The 19,264-nt window shown below is 37.3% G+C and carries 14 protein-coding genes and 3 rRNA genes; 5 read left to right on the forward strand and 12 right to left on the reverse strand.

Going from position 1 to position 19,264, the window contains the following annotated elements:
• Positions 1 to 3: 3 nt before the first annotated feature.
• Genes LKE46_RS14090 through LKE46_RS14110 form a run of 5 tightly spaced genes read right to left on the reverse strand, consistent with a single transcriptional unit; the run spans position 4 to position 3,650 of the window.
• The gene (locus LKE46_RS14090) at positions 4 to 948 is read right to left on the reverse strand and encodes a DNA polymerase III subunit delta' (RefSeq protein WP_291723636.1); all 945 of its coding nucleotides are present in this window, start codon (positions 946 to 948) and stop codon (positions 4 to 6) included.
• Between the two features lie 15 nt (positions 949 to 963).
• Positions 964 to 1,293, reverse strand: coding sequence for a cyclic-di-AMP receptor (locus LKE46_RS14095; protein WP_291723640.1), 330 nt, complete (start codon positions 1,291 to 1,293; stop codon positions 964 to 966).
• 32 nt (positions 1,294 to 1,325) lie between these two features.
• On the reverse strand, positions 1,326 to 2,015 hold the full coding sequence (locus LKE46_RS14100; RefSeq protein ID WP_291723643.1) for a dTMP kinase: 690 nt from the start codon (positions 2,013 to 2,015) through the stop codon (positions 1,326 to 1,328).
• A gap of 16 nt (positions 2,016 to 2,031) precedes the next feature.
• Complete coding sequence (locus LKE46_RS14105) at positions 2,032 to 3,459, reverse strand: aminotransferase class I/II-fold pyridoxal phosphate-dependent enzyme (protein ID WP_291723645.1); 1,428 nt, start codon at positions 3,457 to 3,459, stop codon at positions 2,032 to 2,034.
• The gene (locus LKE46_RS14110; protein WP_291723647.1) at positions 3,438 to 3,650 is read right to left on the reverse strand and encodes a sigma factor G inhibitor Gin; all 213 of its coding nucleotides are present in this window, start codon (positions 3,648 to 3,650) and stop codon (positions 3,438 to 3,440) included. The genes LKE46_RS14105 and LKE46_RS14110 overlap by 22 nt, the downstream gene beginning before the upstream one ends.
• Positions 3,651 to 3,968: 318 nt before the next feature.
• Between LKE46_RS14110 and LKE46_RS14115 the strand changes: the two genes are divergently transcribed.
• The 3 genes from LKE46_RS14115 to LKE46_RS14125 are packed head-to-tail and all read left to right on the forward strand — an operon-like array spanning position 3,969 to position 6,642.
• A complete protein-coding gene (locus LKE46_RS14115; RefSeq protein ID WP_291723651.1) occupies positions 3,969 to 4,910 on the forward strand; it encodes a magnesium transporter CorA family protein in 942 nt (313 codons plus the stop codon).
• A gap of 14 nt (positions 4,911 to 4,924) precedes the next feature.
• A complete protein-coding gene (locus tag LKE46_RS14120) occupies positions 4,925 to 5,860 on the forward strand; it encodes a S66 peptidase family protein (protein WP_291723654.1) in 936 nt (311 codons plus the stop codon).
• Between the two features lie 59 nt (positions 5,861 to 5,919).
• Positions 5,920 to 6,642, forward strand: a complete 723-nt coding sequence (locus tag LKE46_RS14125; RefSeq protein WP_291723657.1) for an NAD-dependent protein deacylase — start codon at positions 5,920 to 5,922, stop codon at positions 6,640 to 6,642.
• Between the two features lie 58 nt (positions 6,643 to 6,700).
• On the opposite strand, the gene rrf is transcribed toward LKE46_RS14125, so the two are convergent.
• The 5 genes from rrf to LKE46_RS14150 form a co-directional block, all read right to left on the reverse strand.
• A 5S ribosomal RNA gene (rrf, locus tag LKE46_RS14130) occupies positions 6,701 to 6,817 on the reverse strand.
• Between the two features lie 63 nt (positions 6,818 to 6,880).
• On the reverse strand, positions 6,881 to 7,045 hold the full coding sequence (locus LKE46_RS14135) for a hypothetical protein (protein ID WP_291722585.1): 165 nt from the start codon (positions 7,043 to 7,045) through the stop codon (positions 6,881 to 6,883).
• A 23S ribosomal RNA gene (locus LKE46_RS14140) occupies positions 7,038 to 9,924 on the reverse strand. The genes LKE46_RS14135 and LKE46_RS14140 overlap by 8 nt, the downstream gene beginning before the upstream one ends.
• A gap of 460 nt (positions 9,925 to 10,384) precedes the next feature.
• Positions 10,385 to 11,894, reverse strand: a 16S ribosomal RNA gene (locus LKE46_RS14145).
• The 16S, 23S and 5S rRNA genes sit together here, the layout of an rRNA operon.
• 412 nt (positions 11,895 to 12,306) lie before the next feature.
• The gene (locus LKE46_RS14150; RefSeq protein WP_291723660.1) at positions 12,307 to 13,395 is read right to left on the reverse strand and encodes a GntR family transcriptional regulator; all 1,089 of its coding nucleotides are present in this window, start codon (positions 13,393 to 13,395) and stop codon (positions 12,307 to 12,309) included.
• 291 nt (positions 13,396 to 13,686) lie between these two features.
• On the opposite strand from LKE46_RS14150, the gene LKE46_RS14155 reads away from it, so the two are divergent.
• Positions 13,687 to 14,967, forward strand: coding sequence for an MFS transporter (locus LKE46_RS14155; protein WP_291723662.1), 1,281 nt, complete (start codon positions 13,687 to 13,689; stop codon positions 14,965 to 14,967).
• Positions 14,968 to 15,047: 80 nt separating this feature from the next.
• Here LKE46_RS14155 and LKE46_RS14160 read toward each other — a convergent pair whose 3' ends face one another.
• Positions 15,048 to 16,418, reverse strand: coding sequence for a sugar porter family MFS transporter (locus tag LKE46_RS14160; protein ID WP_291723667.1), 1,371 nt, complete (start codon positions 16,416 to 16,418; stop codon positions 15,048 to 15,050).
• Between the two features lie 40 nt (positions 16,419 to 16,458).
• A complete protein-coding gene (locus LKE46_RS14165) occupies positions 16,459 to 18,063 on the reverse strand; it encodes a xylulokinase (protein WP_291723670.1) in 1,605 nt (534 codons plus the stop codon).
• A gap of 496 nt (positions 18,064 to 18,559) precedes the next feature.
• Here LKE46_RS14165 and araD point away from each other — a divergent pair, with 496 nt between their 5' ends.
• Complete coding sequence (gene araD / locus LKE46_RS14170) at positions 18,560 to 19,258, forward strand: L-ribulose-5-phosphate 4-epimerase (RefSeq protein ID WP_291723673.1); 699 nt, start codon at positions 18,560 to 18,562, stop codon at positions 19,256 to 19,258.
• Positions 19,259 to 19,264: the final 6 nt, after the last annotated feature.

The raw sequence follows: 19,264 nt of genomic DNA on the forward strand, positions 1-19,264 counted from the left end.
TATCTATACCTCCTGCATCTTCAGCAACATAGAATCAAAAACTAAATTTGAGTTTACATTACCGGAAAGCATTTTCCTTGCATTTTTTATAACGTCTATAATACCATTTAATTTATTAAATGAGAACATCTCTCCTATAAATTTTATATCCTCAAATTTGTCATTATTTATAAGCATTTTTCTATCTCCTGTCTCTTTATAAATAAAAACATCCCTTATATAGGACAATATGCAGGTAAATATTTCTTCATAATCTTCCCTGTATTTGAATAGAAAAGAAGCATCCTTATGCATGATTTCTATTTTATCTTTGGATAATTCCTTTAACAGCTCCAGTGTATCATTTCTTATTTGATGGAAATTTTTATCTTCTAGAAATTTTTCTGCTCTACCGGGTATGCCATCACTAAATGCTATAATGGACTTGTGTTCATCATATTGCAGATCCGGATAATTTCTATTTAAGAATTCAACCATCTCATCGTCTTTTAGCCTGTTCAGCTTATACACTTCGCATCTTGACCGTATCGTATCCAGAATATTATCAAGTTTCTCACACAATAAAATTATATATATACTGGAAGGTGGTTCTTCTATTGTCTTTAAAAAAGCATTTTGGGCTGCTTCTGTCATTAAATCTGCATTATATACTATAATTACTTTATTATTGCATTCATAAGGTCTCTTATTAGTTTCCCCTATTATATTTTTTACATCGTCTATACCTACAGATTTCTTATTGCTTTTAAGTTTATATTCTACAATATCAATATACTGACTTGCTTGCTTTGTACCCAATACTTTTTTTGCAGTTTCCCGGGCAATAATACTTTTTCCTATTCCGTCTTCACCCGCAATAATATGTGCATGAGAAAACCTATTTGATTCTACAGCCATATTTATCTGTGCTATTATTTTATCATGACCTATTATATCATCAAAATACAACAAAAATTCCTCCTGCTAGATTCTAATAAATTTATCCACATCCAGTACAAATATAGTTGCACCGCCTACTTCCACTTCCACCGGGTATGGCATATATACTCCGGTAGTTCCTGCAACGGTTGAAGGAGTTGTTATGATTTGATCTCTAGTCTTGCACACTTCCTCTATATTTCCTATCACTTTATCCAAGTCTTTTTCTTCCACACCTATCATCAAAGTAGTATTGCCGGCCTTTAGAAATCCTCCAGTAGTAGCCAATTTTGTAACTCTAAATTTATCTTCAGTTAATTTTTCTATCAAATCACCGGCATCATCGTCCTGAACGACAGCTATAATTAATTTCATAAAAATCTCCCTCCCTGCATCATATAATTATTTTATTGTACAAAATTCAATTTCTCTATAACTAAATTATATATATAACTATGTATTTTTTCTACACTTAAAATTTTATTGTCCTTTATACAATTTATTTTATTCCAATTGTATTTATCTGCCACATATAATGAATTATTATAACACTTTTTCATGTATTCATAATTACTTTCATGAATATCTTTCTTTTCACTTCCTGTAAATTTGTTCTGCCTGTCTTTTATAAGTTTATTGCTATACATCGGTGGCATATCTAAAAAAATCACACAATCAGGTTCTGGAAGACCATATAGTCCATATTCTAGATTCCATATCCAATCCAGAAATTTATCTCTCTCTTCATTATTATCTATTTTGGAAGCCTGATGTACCATATTTGAAGTAGTATACCTGTCTGCTATAACAATACCTCCACTTTTGTAAAATTGCTCCCATTCCATTTTATATGAAGCAAATCTATCTACTGCATAGAATGTAGATGCCGCATAGGCATTTACTTCCTCCGCATTGCTGCTAAAATCTCCATTTAAATACATTTTAACAAGAGCAGAGGAATCACTTTTATAATTGGGAAATTCTACTTTTTTAACCTTGTATCCTTCCCTGTCCAGACTGTCAAATAACATCTGAGACTGAGTGGCCTTACCGCTTCCATCAGATCCACTTTCTATTACAATTAACCTTCCCTTCATAAGGTTCCTCCTATATTCAGATTATAACTTCCATTTTACTTTCATGTAGTCCAATCAATTCTATATTATTGCATCTATAATAGTTTATGGTTTCTATAACTTCTGAATCTATAAGTTCTCCTGGACATATTATAGGTATACCGGGCGGATATGGTATTATACTCTTACCACAAATCCTGCCAGATGCTCTGTCTATATCTATAACTTCCCTTTTCTTTAAGATTGCCTCCCATGGTGTAAGCCTCATTTCAGGTATTTTATACTGCATAATAGTAAAATCTCTATTTGCCATTTGTTCCATGGGACAATTTTTTAATAATTCATACAAGCTTTCAAATTCACACTCATCGTTGAATGGTGACAAAATCAGCACAACATTGGAAGCATCACTCATCTCTGCCTGTATCTTGTTTTTTCTCAAATAGTATTCCAAATAATTTCCACTGTACACTTTATCTAAATTTATAACATATCTTGTCAAATCCATATTCCATACAGAATTGGACTCATTATTTATGTATTCTCTATCTATTATATTCATTCCATCTATATAATTTATTTTTTTTCTATATAAATTGGCCATAGAAAGAAGTCTTCTATAATCACTTTTACCATAAGTTTCAAGATAAAACCTTGCATAATCCATGGAGCACAGCGCCATATATGAGGGGCTTGTACTTATAAACATGTCAAAATAGAGATCTGCCCTAGGGATATCACTCTTCCTGTTTACATGCAAATATGCAGTCTGAGTAAAACTGGGAAGTGTCTTATGACAACTCATAACTACCATATCCGCTCCCAATTTTATTGCACTCTCCGGGAGATCACTGCAGACTCCAAAATGTGCACCATGGGCTGAATCCACAAGTACCTTCATGTTGTATTTCTTTGACATATCTATTATAAACTTTAAATTGCTGCACAAGCCATAATAATTTGGATATGTAACTATTACAGCTTTGGCATCCTTATTGCATATTACAGTTTGTAAAAAATGCTCCAGATTTATAACACCGGGAGCATTTAATCTATTGCTTACATTGTTTTTTACATATACAGGAACAAGCTTTCTCATGATTATTGCATTCAATATAGATCTATGACAGTTCCTTTCTACAATTACCTTATCGCCTTCATTCAGACTCGCAAATATCATTATCATATTGCCCGATGTACTTCCATTAACTAAAAAATAGGACTTCTGGGCTCTGTAAAAGTTTGAAAGACGTTTGCTTGCTTCTAGAATTATACCTTTTTGATTATGAAGATTGTCCACTCCGCCCACTTCTGTAATATCGCATTTCAATATATTTTTTAAAAATTCTCTTCCAATAGAAGTATTGCAAAATCCCTTTCCTTTTTTATGTCCGGGCATACAAAACGATATATTATTTTCTTTAATATATTTTAAAACTCCTTCTAAAAGTGGTAATTCTGACAATTCAATTCCTCTCCTCTTATGATTAAAGGTACTATTGATCTTTTTATACACCTTCTATAGTGACTATAAAAATCCGTATCAAATTTTAAATTCATAATTCTTTCTTCACAGCATTTGCATATCCCCTTGTTATATATTATTATACCATCATTTATAACTTTTCCACATATAATACAACGTATTTTATTCATAATATCCCCCCAATAATTGGTTTTAATATAAAACAACTTATCTTTATTGAGATTATTTCCACTAATTATAAATAATATTCAAGTTCACTATATTTTTTTAATTTAGTACAATAACATTTAATCTCTGGGGTGGTTTTCAATTTTCCATATATTTGTGTATATGATATTATATTCATCTTACAAAATTAGAACAAAACTTTTTTTAATTTAGTATATCATTTATTTATATTCACAAATATACTATATAAGTTATAATATAACTATAATTAACAATATCAATTGAATTATGGGTGAAATTAGTTACACAGGAGGAATTATATGATTTCAATTTATAAAACTATAGATGAATCAGGTACCCTTGTACCTTTAGATACAATAGAACACGGATGCTGGATAAATATCGTAGCCCCTTCTGATGAGGATTTGTTGTTGATATCCCAGAAATCAGGCGTATCTATAGAGTTTCTAAAAGCTGCACTGGATGAAGAGGAAACATCCCGTATAGATATGGAAGACAACAATTTATTGGTAATAGTAGATATCCCATTTACAGAAATGGAAGATAACTCTTTAACCTACGATTCTTATCCTTTGGCCATAATTCACACTGAATCCACTATAATAACTATATGCTTAAAAAATAGCAAAATATTAATAGATTTTATAGACAAAAAAATTAAATCCTTCTATACTTTCAAGCGTTCAAGATTCATTCTTCAAATATTATACAGAATATCTATTTATTATCTATTATATTTGAGACAGATAGATAAAAAGAGTGTTATGATAGAACAGAAGTTAAAAAAATCTATGAGAAACAACGAATTTATTCAACTCCTTTCGCTGGAAAAGTCTTTGGTTTACTTTTCTACTTCACTTAAGGCAAATGAAATAACTCTGGAAAAAATGTTAAAGCTTGAATTACTTAAAAAATACCCTGAGGATCAGGATATTCTGGAAGATGTAATAATTGAAAATAAACAGGCTATAGAAATGACCAACATATACAACAATATACTGACCGGAACTATGGATGCCTTTGGTTCCGTAATATCCAACAATTTGAATATTGTAATGAAGCTTCTGGCCTCAATAACAATTGTATTGTCAATACCAAATATCATATTTGGTTCATTTGGAATGAACCTTGCAGGCATTCCATTTAGTAAAAATCCAAATGGTTTCTGGCTTGTATATGGATTAACGACTACGATATGCATAATCTCAATAATTTTTCTCAAGAAAAAAAACTTATTTTAAGGATGGTGATATATTTGCTAGGTAAAAGGTTGGAAAAAGGTGATACCATAGGTCTTGTATCGCCTTCTGGTCCCATGGAAGCAAAGAGTATAAAGGAAAGTATAGAATTTTTAAAACAGCTTGGCTTTAATGTGAAAGAGGGGAAACACATATATGACAAATGGGGATATCTAGCTGGAAAAGACGAAGATAGGGCACATGATCTTCTCGATATGTTCTCTGACAACGATGTGGACATGATATTGTGTGTACGGGGCGGATATGGTGCAATGCGACTACTTCCCTTAATAGATTTTAATATAATAAAAAACAATCCAAAGATATTTGCCGGCTTCAGCGACATAACAGTATTAATCAATAATATATATTCTAAATGCAATATTACAACTTTTCATTCTCCCATGTGCAATTCCAACTTTAAAGACAAGATAACTTTAGAGAGCTTTTTAAATACACTGATTTGTGGATATAAGCCATTTAAAATACAAAATACCGAAGGCAGAAATGAAGAATATCTTAATTCCTCAACCCACTTTAATGGAAACTTTGCAAGTGGAGTACTTGTCGGCGGCAATTTATCTCTTATTGCCAGTACCATAGGTACTCCTTACGAGATAGACACTAAAGGCAAAATACTTTTCATTGAAGATGTAGGGGAACAGCCTTATCAAGTCGACAGAATGTTAACTCAGTTGATCTTAAGCGGTAAACTGCAGGAATGCAGTGGAATAATCCTTGGTCAATTTGAAAATTGTCAACTTACAGACTACAGGTCCAGCCTGACATTAGATGAGGTTTTTAGAGACAGGCTTATAAGCCTTGGAAAACCTATAATTGTCAATTTCCAATGTGGCCACTCCTATCCAAGATTGACTATACCAATTGGAGCCCGTGTAAAAATAAACTGCACAGGACAGACTATTGATGTATTGGAACCTGTTGTAAAATAATAAATTTATCTATTATAGTAACTTAGCTATGATATAATATCAACTAAAGAGGTGTTTTTATGGATTATGAAAATTTAAAATCAGCTATAAACTCCAGCAACAATATAGTGTTCTTCGGAGGTGCAGGAGTTTCTACAGAATCAAATATACCTGATTTCAGATCAGAGGCAGGGTTATATAAAACCAAGAACAACTTTTCCTATCGCCCTGAAGTTATGCTCAGTCATAGTTTCTTTATATCCCACACTGAAGACTTTTTTGACTTTTATAAAGCCAAAATGGTATACAAAGAAGCTAAACCCAATGATGCACATTATTCCCTTGCAGAACTTGAAAAGAAGGGAAAATTAAAGGCTGTTATAACTCAAAATATAGATGGTTTACATCAAATGGCCGGTTCAAAAAATGTATTGGAGCTTCATGGATCCATTCATAGAAATCATTGTACAAGATGCAGAAAGTCCTTTGATTTGGACTATGTACTAAACAGTTCTGATATTCCAAAATGTGACAGCTGTGGTGGTATTGTAAAACCAGATGTAGTTTTATATGAAGAAGGGTTGGATATGGAGGTTGTCAACAAATCCGTCCAGTATATTAAAAATGCAGATATTTTGATTGTAGGTGGTACATCACTTGTTGTATACCCCGCTGCCGGGCTAATTGACTATTTCAATGGGAATCACCTTGTACTCATAAATAAATCTTCAACTCAATATGATAACAGAGCCGATATTGTAATTCATGACAGCATTGGAAAGGTACTAAAATCTGTATTATAATTTTATTTAAAAAAGCAAACATGCATTTAAATGCATGTTTGCTTTTTCTCTATTTCTTACCCGGCAGCAACCTACCCTGCCACAGGGCTTCCCCTGCAGTACTCTCGGCACAATGAAGCTTAACCATCCTGTTCGGAATGGGAAGGGGTGTTACCTTCACGTCATAACCACCAGATATTTGACATAAATCATTATCAGCTTCATATCTCTGCGTCAAAGTTCTCACTGCGGTGCTCATTTACGTAAGTAAATTCCGCTCCTCCTTCAAGCTTTTCCTTGATCTATTCGCTGCTAATAATTTATTTACTGTAAACTCTACAGCAAATATTGAAAACATGTGTATTCCATATGGAATACTGCTCTGTTCCCTGAAAATTGCACAGTAAGATGAATGTTTGGTCAAGCCCTCGACCTATTAGTATCAGTCAGCTGAACATGTTGCCATGCTTACACCCCTGACCTATCAACCTCGTGTTCTCCGAGGGGTCTTACCAGCTTACGCTGTGGGAAATCTAATCTTGAGGTGGGCTTCACGCTTAGATGCTTTCAGCGTTTATCCCTTCCCGACATAGCTACCCAGCCATGCTCCTGGCGGAACAACTGGTACACCAGAGGTCAGTCCATCCCGGTCCTCTCGTACTAAGGACAGCTCCTCTCAAATTTCCTGCGCCCGCGACGGATAGGGACCGAACTGTCTCACGACGTTCTGAACCCAGCTCGCGTGCCGCTTTAATGGGCGAACAGCCCAACCCTTGGGACCTACTTCAGCCCCAGGATGCGACGAGCCGACATCGAGGTGCCAAACCTCCCCGTCGATGTGAACTCTTGGGGGAGATCAGCCTGTTATCCCCGAGGTAGCTTTTATCCGTTGAGCGATGGCCCTCCCACGAGGTACCACCGGATCACTAAGCCCGACTTTCGTCCCTGCTCCACCTGTATGTGTCGCAGTCAGGCTCCCTTCTGCCTTTGCACTCTTCGAAGGATTTCCGACCCTTCTGAGGGAACCTTTGGGCGCCTCCGTTACTTTTTAGGAGGCGACCGCCCCAGTCAAACTGCCTGCCTAACAATGTCCCGTGACCAGTTTCATGGCCGCCGGTTAGAATTCCAGTACTGTCAGGGTGGTATCCCAACGTTGGCTCCGCCAGGGCTGGCGCCCCGGTTTCCATGCCTCCCACCTATCCTGTACAGACAATACCGAAACTCAATGCTAAACTGCAGTAAAGCTCTACGGGGTCTTTCCGTCCAATCGCGGGTAGCAAGCATCTTCACTTGCACTACAATTTCGCCGGATTTGTTGTCGAGACAGTGCTCAAATCATTACGCCATTCGTGCGGGTCGGAACTTACCCGACAAGGAATTTCGCTACCTTAGGACCGTTATAGTTACGGCCGCCGTTTACTGGGGCTTAAGTTCATACCTTCGCTTGCGCTTAGTATTCCCCTTAACCTTCCAGCACCGGGCAGGCGTCAGCCCCTATACTTCAGCTTTCGCTTTAGCAGAGACCTGTGTTTTTGATAAACAGTTGCTTGAGCCTATTCTCTGCGGCCCCTTTCGGGGCACTCCTTATCCCTAAGTTACGGAGTTAATTTGCCTAGTTCCTTAACAACAATTCTTCCGATGGTCTTAGGATTCTCTCCTCACCTACCTGTGTCGGTTTGCGGTACGGGCACAAACTTGCTCCATAGAGACTTTTCTTGGCAGTGTGAAATCGGATACTTCTCCTTAATTGGATCCCTGTAACACCTCAGCATTAACCGGATGGGTTTTCCTCCCCGGCCTGCCTCAGTGCTTAGACACACATCCAGTAGTGTGCACATCCTATCCTTCTGCGTCATCCCTTCTGTCAAACGCCAGTTTGCGGTATCGGAATATCAACCGATTGTCCATCGCCTACGCCTTTCGGCCTCGGCTTAGGTCCCGACTAACCCTGGGCGGACGAACCTTCCCCAGGAAACCTTAGGTCTTCGACCAATAAGATTCTCACTTATTTCTCGCTACTTATGCCAGCATACTCTCTCCTGTACAGTCCACAGCTCCTTACGGTACTGCTTCTATCCGTACAGGATGCTCCTCTACCACCCTTTCGGGTCCATAGCTTCGGTGGTAAGTTTTAGCCCCGGACATCTTCGGCGCAGGATCTCTCGACTAGTGAGCTGTTACGCACTCTTTGAATGTGTGGCTGCTTCTGAGCCAACATCCTAGTTGTCTTCGAAATCCCACATCCTTTTCCACTTAACTTACACTTTGGGACCTTAGCTGATGATCTGGGCTCTTTCCCTTTTGACCGAGGATCTTATCATTCCCGGTCTGACTGCCGTGATTCAAGTATATGGCATTCGGAGTTTGATAGGGTTCAGTAACTGTTGTCAGCCCCTAGCCCATTCAGTGCTCTACCTCCACTACTCATTCACGACGCTAGCCCTAAAGCTATTTCGAGGAGAACCAGCTATCTCCGAGTTCGATTGGAATTTCTCCGCTATCCACAGCTCATCCCATGGTTTTTCAACACCAACGTGGTTCGGTCCTCCACGGAATTTTACTTCCGCTTCAACCTGGCCATGGATAGGTCACCCGGTTTCGGGTCTACTGCATGCAACTAGACGCCCTTTTAAGACTCGGTTTCCCTTCGGCTCCGCACCTTAAGTGCTTAACCTTGCTGCATACCGTAACTCGCTGGCTCGTTCTACAAAAAGCACATCGTCGCACGTTAAAGTGCTTCGATCGGTTGTGGACACACGGTTTCAGGTTCTCTTTCACTCCCCTTCCGGGGTTCTTTTCACCTTTCCCTCACGGTACTTCTTCTCTATCGGTCACCAGGTAGTATTTAGCCTTAGGAGGTGGTCCTCCCTCTTTCCCACAAGGTTTCTCGTGTCTCGTGGTACTCTGGTACAGACTGGAACTTTTTCAGCTTTCACCTACAGGGCTTTTACCTTCTATGGCGGAGCCTTCCAGCTCTCTTCACTTAACCTATTGTTCTCTCTGTCTGCCCGAACCCCAGAAACAAGTTCCTGGTTTGGGCTCTTTCCCTTTCGCTCGCCGCTACTTGGAAAATCGATTTTTCTTTCTCTTCCTCCGGGTACTTAGATGTTTCAGTTCCCCGGGTTTACCTCTATAAACCTATGAATTCAGTTTACAGTTCAGTGCTTCCACTGTGGGTTTCCCCATTCGGAAATCTTCGGTTCTCAGACTATTTGCGTCTACCCGAAGCTTATCGCAGCTTATCACGTCCTTCGTCGGCTCCTGGTGCCAAGGCATTCACCATGCGCCCTTTGTAGCTTGACCTAAAGAAAATCCATATTAGCTTCGCATTTCATCGTCAAGTCTTTCGCTGTGGTGCTCACTTACACAAGTAAGCTCCGCTCCTCGCTCAAGCCTTTCCTCGAACTGCTTGCTACTATTAATTTTCCACATATATCTACAAAGGTTATTTCATTAACCTCAGCTTTACTTTACTTTCATGAAGTCTTTCGACTTCTCTTTTTTCTTACTGTACAATTTTCAAGGAACAATTTTGAAGAATATTGAATAACCTGATCCTTCAAAATTAAACAGAATAAAAAATTGTTATTAACTTCGCATCTTTTCGTCAAAATCACTCACTCCGGTGCTCATTTACATAAGTAAACTCCACTCCTCGTTCGCGTTTTTCCTCAATCTGCTCGTTACTATCAATTTTTCAAGTTACTTGCTCAAACAAAATACCAACTTTTATGGAACAGTGTCCTGTTCCTTTTCTCCTTAGAAAGGAGGTGATCCAGCCGCAGGTTCTCCTACGGCTACCTTGTTACGACTTCACCCCAATCACTAACCCCACCTTCGGCCGCGTCCTCCTAAGTTAGACTACGGACTTCGGGTGTTGCCAGCTCTCATGGTGTGACGGGCGGTGTGTACAAGGCCCGGGAACGTATTCACCGCGACATGCTGATTCGCGATTACTAGCAACTCCAGCTTCATGCAGGCGGGTTTCAGCCTGCAATCCGAACTGAGAGCAGTTTTTGAGTTTGGCTCCTCCTCACGGTCTTGCTTCTCTCTGTTCTGCCCATTGTAGCACGTGTGTCGCCCTGGACATAAGGGGCATGATGATTTGACGTCATCCCCACCTTCCTCCGCGTTAACCGCGGCAGTCTCGTTAGAGTGCTCATCTTTCATGTTAGCAACTAACAACAAGGGTTGCGCTCGTTGCAGGACTTAACCTAACATCTCACGACACGAGCTGACGACAACCATGCACCACCTGTCTCCCTGCCCCGAAAGGCTTCGCCTGTCTCCAGGCTATTCAGGGGATGTCAAGTCCAGGTAAGGTTCTTCGCGTTGCTTCGAATTAAACCACATGCTCCGCTGCTTGTGCGGGCCCCCGTCAATTCCTTTGAGTTTTAATCTTGCGATCGTACTTCCCAGGCGGAGTACTTATTGTGTTTACTGCGGCACAGAAGGGGTCGATACCTCCTACACCTAGTACTCATCGTTTACGGCGTGGACTACCAGGGTATCTAATCCTGTTTGCTACCCACGCTTTCGTGCCTCAGCGTCAGTTACAGTCCAGAGAACCGCCTTCGCCACTGGTGTTCTTCCTAATCTCTACGCATTTCACCGCTACACTAGGAATTCCGTTCTCCTCTCCTGCACTCCAGATATCCAGTTTGAAATGCAGCTCCCAGGTTAAGCCCGGGTATTTCACATCTCACTTAAACATCCGCCTACGCACCCTTTACGCCCAGTAATTCCGGACAACGCTCGCCACCTACGTATTACCGCGGCTGCTGGCACGTAGTTAGCCGTGGCTTCCTCTTCTGGTACCGTCATTATCGTCCCAGAAGACAGAGCTTTACAATCCGAAGACCTTCATCACTCACGCGGCGTTGCTGCATCAGGCTTTCGCCCATTGTGCAATATTCCCCACTGCTGCCTCCCGTAGGAGTCTGGACCGTATCTCAGTTCCAATGTGGCCGATCACCCTCTCAGGTCGGCTACGCATCGTTGCCTTGGTAGGCTTCTACCCCACCAACTAGCTAATGCGCCGCGGGTCCATCTCAAAGCGGATTTCTCCTTTTATCCTGAATTCATGCGAATTCAGGTCTTATGCGGTATTAATCTCCCTTTCGGGAGGCTATCCCCCTCTTTGAGGCAGGTTACCCACGTGTTACTCACCCGTCCGCCGCTAAGTCTCCCCCGAAGGGGTTCCTTCGCTCGACTTGCATGTGTTAGGCACGCCGCCAGCGTTCGTCCTGAGCCAGGATCAAACTCTCAATTTAAAAGTTTGTCTCTACTCATTACTGTTTTACTTTACTGCATCTCTGCAGCTCAAAAAAATTGCTGGTTTATTTCTTCAAGTTTTCACTTGTTTCTATTCTGTTTAATTTTCAAGGATCATGTCTCTTCTTTCGCCGCCTCTTTGGACAGCTTTTATAGTATATCATCTCATCTCATGTTTGTCAACATTTTTTTATCTTTTTTTCATTATGCTTCAATGAGTTGATATTACTGACTTCTGTCATCTTTTGAGACAACGAATGTTATTATATCACAGCTTATTATTCTACAATTTATTTATTTTATTATAATACAAGTTTATTTTATCCTTTCTTCTCTTTTCTATTCATTTCTCACTTTTTTATATATGGATACGCTTGGTTATGTTTATATTATTATTGACCATAATTAACTTTAATTTATTGAAGTCGTGGAATTACGCACTATAAGCTTGGGTTCATATAATACAGAATCACTTTTGCTAAATTGATTGTTATTATTAATCAGCTTGATAATTAACTTGGCCGCATCTATTCCCATCTTCTGTTTCGGATGAGTTATTGTAGTAAGCCTCGGAGTAATAATTTTTGATATTTGTGAATCATCAAATCCAATAACAGATATATCTTCAGGAACTTTTAAATTCAAACTATGTACAATATTTACGACCATAAATGCAATTTCATCATTATAACAAAAAATTCCTGTTGGATGCTCATCTTTGCCAATAATTCTTTTAATTCTATCAGGCAATAAACTATCTGTCTCTTCAGATAAATAAGTTACGATCTGATCTTGATGCAGCAAAACATCATTTCTCTGGCACTCTGATATGAAACCATTCATCCTGTGAACACCTTGTAAATCATCCACTTTGAAAATCCCCATTACATTTTTATGCCCCAAATTAAAAAAATACTCAGCCGCTATCTTCCCCCCCTTAAAATCATCTACACATAAATTTGGAGCTTGTATTTGAGGATAAGACGCATTTATCATAATAAATGGAATATTTTGTTCTACAAGATTATTTAAATATCCTGTATTTGGATTTTGATATGAACTTTTCGTAGGCTCCATTATAAGTCCATCTATTTTGTGGGCTAATAAATTATTTAAATTTCTATTTTCGAACATTATGTTGTTTCTTGTAGAAGACAATAAAAGAGAATATGATTTTTCGTAAAGAGTATCTTCAATTCCCCCAATTATATCTGGAAATATATAATTAGAAATAAATGTAGTAAGCACACCTATATTTTTATACCTTTTTAAGTAGGACTCATTTTGTTTAAAATCGGACAGGTATATACCGCTGCCTTGTATTCTATACAAATAATTTTCAGAAGACAAGTCGCTTAAAGCCCTTCTTATAGTATGCCTACTTACTTTAAACAAATCCATCATTTCTGACTCAGTTGGAATCTTTTCATGCGATTTATATTTGCCATCTATTGCCCATTTTATAATCTTTTCCTTGACAACTTCATATTTATGCTTCATAAACTTTTCTCCCGTAATTCCTTAATAATGTTGATTTATTATATTATAGCAAAGGATACCCTATATAAAAAGTTTCATATATAAAAATATATGATATTATTATTTATATAAAATAGTACCTAATCGGAGATGAGATATAATGTTTTACAATTTAGATGTTTTTCTCTGTGCAAGATTTAATGATTGGGCGAAAATTGTACAGAGAAAAATCCATGATGTAAATTAAAATATCGCTCACATTGGATTTTGCACTTTTAAGTTTATTATAAACAACTTAAAAGGAGAAAAACAATGAAAATAAATAAACTTAAAAATTACATAGTATTTTGGTTAAGCCAATCAATTTCACAATTAGGAAGTTCAATGACAAGTTTTACTTTAGTTATTTGGGCATATAAACAGACAAATTCAGCAATGACCGTATCACTTATTACATTTTCTTACTATTTACCATATATTGTTGTAAGCATTTTTGCCGGAGCATTTATTGACAATCATAAGAAAAGAACAATTATTTTATGCTCTGACTGCATAGCAGCTATGTGCTCGATGGTTGTTTTAATATTAACATTTGTCAACAAGTTAGAAATTGTTCATATATATATGGTAAATTTCATTGTTGGATTTATGAATTCTTTTCAATCACCAGCTGAATCAATAACCATCAGTATACTGGTTCCAAAAGATAAATATTTCAAGATAAGTGGGCTGAATTCTTTTTCAAATTCATTGCTTGCCGTGGTTACACCCATGCTTGCTGTTTTTATAAGTTCTTTTATGGGCCTACAAGGGGTTATAATAATTGATCTAATTACCTTTATTTTTGCTTTCACCGTATTGTTGATATTTATAAAAATACCAGAAAAAATAAATAGACAATGTAGTATTTTGTATGGCTGCAAAGAAGGAATATTATTTCTACTTAATCATAAAGGAATATTTTATATAATTATTAGCATGGTATCTTTAAATTTTTTTTCACGATTAACTTACGAGAATATTTTATCTCCAATGATATTGGCAAGAAGTGGTGGAAATACTTATGTTCTTGGAATAGTTAGTGGAATACTTGGTATAGGCGGTATTATAGGAGGAATCGTTGTTTCAACCAAAAAGATTATAGATGACAACGTAAAGCTAATATATTTTTCTGCTGCGTTTTCATTCCTATTTGGTGATTTATTGATGGGGTTAGGACAAACACTATTTATTTGGTGTATAGCAGCTATTATGGCAAGCGTACCAATTCCATTCATAAGTGCCGGACAAAATGTTATTATTTATAATACTATTCCAAAAGAAATTCAAGGGCGAGTTTTTGCTGTCAGAAATACAGTTCAGTTTTGTACTATACCTATTGGTATTATATTAGGGGGATTTTTATCAGATTATATATTTGAGCCGTTTATGAAATCTAACAATATAGTTGCTTTAAATTTACAAAAGGTAGTAGGCTATGGTGCCGGAAGCGGAATGGCTGTTATGTTTTTATTCACAGGCATATTAGGAGCAATTACAAGCATTTTATGGTATAAAAACAAGGATATACAAGATATTAATTCCACATTATAATATTTATTTTCAGTGTATGATAGAAAGCTTTCTATGAATATTTTAATTCTATATCATAGAAAGCTTTTTATAGATAATTATTAATTTTTCATCAATCCAACAACTTTTCCAATTGATCGCTCATACAGGTATGTTTCAATTTCTTCCAGTGATTTTCCTTTTGTTTCATAAAGAAGATATTTAGCAAATATAAATCCTAAAACACAAATTGCAGCAAAGCCAAAGAAAATTACAGACAATCCTACTGTTTCAAGTAATACCGGGAAGAACAGAGCAACTAAAATATTGCCAAACCAGTTGACCGTTGATGCAATACCGGTAGCAATTCCACGAACATTACTTGGAAACAATTCCCCAACTACGATCCACGTAACAGCAGCCCAAGAGTATGCATAAAAGATAACATATATACAGATAAAGAAAAATACAGTCCACATTGCCCATACATGATTGGCTTGAGCAGAAGGATAGATCAGTCCTACCAATAATAAGGAGATTCCCATACCAATAGAACCTGACATAAATAGTGTACGACGTTTAAATTTATCTACAATCAATAATGTTACAATCGTTGCCAATACAAAGACTACACCAATGCCGACTGTACTGATAACCCCACCTAGTTCCGAACCGAAAACCTTTGCTAGAATTTGTGACGAGTAATAAAAAATTGTATTTGCACCTTGAATTTGCTGCAATAGTGTCAATCCACAGCCTGCAATTACAGAAGGCAGTGCCATTTTAGAAAATAAATCCTTAAATGAGCCTGCATCAGAATGCTGTGCATCAATAATTCCTTTATATTCTCTTTCTGCTTCTTCAGGAGAACGTAACATTTGTAGCACCTGTCTGGCTAATTCATTTTTACCGATTCTAACCAAGAATCGTGGTGATTCCGGCAACAAAAATGTTCCAAATAGCAATACCATAGCCGGTACAACAGCACCTCCAAGCATCCAGCGCCATCCTTCAAATACATGCACAAATGCATAATTTATACCATATGCACTGAGCATTCCTATAGTTATCATCAACTGATTTAAACCTGACAGCTTCCCGCGTGTTTCAGCAGGGCTGATTTCTCCCATATACATTGGAACCAAAGCAGATGCACCACCTACAGCCATTCCTAAAATAATACGGGCAATAATCAAAAAACTTGTATTAGTAGAAAATCCAGATCCTATGGCACCGATTGCAAATACAATCGCACTCCACATGATCATTCGGCGGCGACCGAAACGATCTGCCAATGAGGCCATTAGTGAAGCACCAATCATAGCTCCTACAAACAATCCAGAAGTAATCAAACCCTCCAGCCATGGATTAATATTCCACGTGGCCTTAATTCCAGGTAACGCACCGTTAATTATTCCGATATCATACCCAAACATAAATCCTCCAAAAGCTCCAAAGAAGTAAATTAATGTTGGAGATACTTTTTTATTCATTATATTTTTCCTCCCTAATTATTCATTAAATAGTATTTATCTAAGTCAAATAATCCACTGCTGCCTTTTCAATGGGAATTCCTTTTTTATAAAGCTTGATGAACTGTTCAAATCCATCAACATCTTTTTGATCGGGCCTTATTTCCTCAGGCACATAACCTGCAAAAACTTTTTTTGATAAAAATTCTGCCAATGTGGAACTATCTCCCTTGTTTTTTAAATAGCTGGCTAACAATGCAATACCCCATGCACCACCTTCTCCTGCAGTCTTCATAACCGATACAGGAGTATCTACTGCAGCTGCAACCATTGCTTGCCCAACAACAGGTGTTTTGAATAATCCCCCATGTCCAAGTAATTTGTCAAGTTTCACGTTCTCCTCCTTTAAAAGCATATCCATGCCAATTTTCAATGCTCCCAAAGAAGTAAATAGATGTGCCCGCATAAGATTGGGAAGATTAAATTTGCTTTTCGGTTTTCTTACAACCAAAGGTCTACCCTCCGAAACACCTGTGATGTTTTCACCTGCAAGATAGTTATATGCAAGAACTCCGCCGCAATCAGGATCACCCAGAAATGCCTGAGTATAAAGCGCCATATAAAGAAGATCTTTTCGGATCTTTACATTTATAGCTTCTGTAAATTCCCGAAATATATTAACCCATGCATCTATATCAGAATAGCCATTATTTGCATGAACCATACCTACTAAATCTCCCGAAGGTGTTGTTACCAGATCAATCTCTTGATGGACCCTGGTAAGCGGTTTCTCAAGAACTACCATTGCAAAAATTGATGTACCTGCAGAAACATTGCCTGTGCGGGGTGAAACTGAATTTGTTGCAACCATACCTGTACCTGCATCTCCTTCAGGTGGACACAGTGGAATTCCGGCTTGGAGATTTCCGCTTATATCAAGCTTTTTTGCCCCCTCTGGAGTTAAGACACCCGCATTCTCGCCAGCTAATAAAACCTTCGGCAAAAGCTTCTCTACATCTAATGACTGTTTTGTAACTTCTGGCAAATGGTTGAATACCTCTAACATGTGCCTATCATAATTACGTATTCCCATATCAATCGGGAACATTCCTGATGCATCGCCTATGCCCAAAACCTTTTCACCTGTTAATTGCCAGTGAACATAACCTGCCAAGGTAGTCAGAAAATCCAGCTTCTCAATATGTGGTTCATTACGTAGAATAGCCTGATACAAATGAGCTATGCTCCACCTTTCGGGGATATTGAACTCAAATACTTCCGTTAACTTTTTAGCTGCTTCTTCTGTCATGGTATTACGCCAGGTCCTAAATGGGACAAGAAGATTCCCCTGTTTGTCAAATGCCATATATCCATGCATCATTGCTGAAAAACCAATTGAACCAATTTTTGAAAGTGTAACTCCATATTGTTCTTTTACCTCAGCAAAAAGTTTTTGATAACTGTATTGTAGTCCCTTCCAGATTTCTTCCAGTGGATATGTCCAAATCCCGTTTTCTAAGCTTGTTTCCCATTCAAAATTACCACTAGCTAATGGAGAGAAATCATTTGCAATAAGAACTGCTTTAATACGGGTCGAACCAAATTCTATTCCTAACGATGTTTTGCCATTTTGAATTTCTTCAGCTCTTTTTACCTTTATAGTCAATAAAAAAACCTCCTCATTAAAACCTTAAAACAGTAGTAAACGCTTTCTTTATGACAATATTACTATATACATACGTACATGTCAATAAAAAAATATAAAAGGTACGTACTTATTTTTTTATTATTAACCTTCAACATAAGAATCTCCAATGACAAAATAAAAATTGTAAAGCTCTTTATTCCAAATGTTTATATTAACTATTTATTTATAATTTTTTAAAATTTATACCTATAAATTTTAAAAAATTATTGACATTTATAAGTATAAATATTATAGTTATCTTGAAAGTATACAGACAAATAAAAAAAAGTTGCCTGTTTATATGCTGCTAATATTATTTTCTCTTTATGTAAAGGATTACCTCATGGTGCAATAAATATACTTTAATTAAAAAATGGAATTGCAAAATTAGGAATAATTCTTAGTATAATGAGAATCTTACTTGTAATATAACTTTTTTAGAAAGAATTCATAATAGAAAGAAGGTTAATCTCTAATGTTGGAAGATTTAAAAGAGCAGGTGCTGAAAGCCAATTTAATGCTTCCGGAATACCACATGGTAACATTTACCTGGGGAAATGTAAGTGGAATTGATCGGAGCAGCGGATTAGTAGTTATTAAGCCAAGCGGTGTTGAATACAGTAAAATGAAAGCATCCGACATGGTTATAGTAGATCTTGATGGAAATGTAATTGAAGGAAATCTTAATCCTTCAAGTGATACTCCAACTCACCTGATTTTATATAAAAAATTTTCAGATATACTGGGTATAGTCCATACTCATTCTTCATGGGCCGTTGCATTTGCCCAGGCAGGACTTTCCATACCAGCTGCCGGCACAACACACGGTGATTATTTCTATGGGGATATACCCGTAACTCGTCCAATGACTAAAAGTGAAATTGAAGCTGAATATGAAAAGCAAACAGGTTCCGTAATTGTTGAAACCTTTAAACTCAATAATATTAACCCTAATGAAATACCTGGAGTGCTTGTAAATGATCATGGTCCATTTGCATGGGGAACCAGTCCTAAAAATGCAGTTCACAATGCAGTAGTACTGGAAGAGGTAGCAAAAATGACATATCACTCACTGCAGTTAAACCCTTATAACATCAAAATGGATCAAATCTTACTGGACAAACATTTTAAACGCAAGCATGGAAAGAATGCTTATTATGGTCAAAAGAAATAAAATATA

Origin of the sequence: Clostridium sp., assembly GCF_022482905.1 — a bacterium.
Lineage (GTDB): Bacteria > Bacillota > Clostridia > Clostridiales > Clostridiaceae > Clostridium_B.

Coding starts and splice junctions, on each gene's coding strand:
- LKE46_RS14095 (WP_291723640.1), bottom strand. CDS start 1,293: ATGAAATTAATTATAGCTGTCGTTCAGGACGATGATGCCGGTGATTTG.
- LKE46_RS14125 (WP_291723657.1), top strand. CDS start 5,920: ATGGATTATGAAAATTTAAAATCAGCTATAAACTCCAGCAACAATATA.
- LKE46_RS14110 (WP_291723647.1), bottom strand. CDS start 3,650: ATGAATAAAATACGTTGTATTATATGTGGAAAAGTTATAAATGATGGT.
- LKE46_RS14160 (WP_291723667.1), bottom strand. CDS start 16,418: ATGAATAAAAAAGTATCTCCAACATTAATTTACTTCTTTGGAGCTTTT.
- LKE46_RS14155 (WP_291723662.1), top strand. CDS start 13,687: ATGAAAATAAATAAACTTAAAAATTACATAGTATTTTGGTTAAGCCAA.
- LKE46_RS14100 (WP_291723643.1), bottom strand. CDS start 2,015: ATGAAGGGAAGGTTAATTGTAATAGAAAGTGGATCTGATGGAAGCGGT.
- LKE46_RS14115 (WP_291723651.1), top strand. CDS start 3,969: ATGATTTCAATTTATAAAACTATAGATGAATCAGGTACCCTTGTACCT.
- araD (WP_291723673.1), top strand. CDS start 18,560: ATGTTGGAAGATTTAAAAGAGCAGGTGCTGAAAGCCAATTTAATGCTT.
- LKE46_RS14150 (WP_291723660.1), bottom strand. CDS start 13,395: ATGAAGCATAAATATGAAGTTGTCAAGGAAAAGATTATAAAATGGGCA.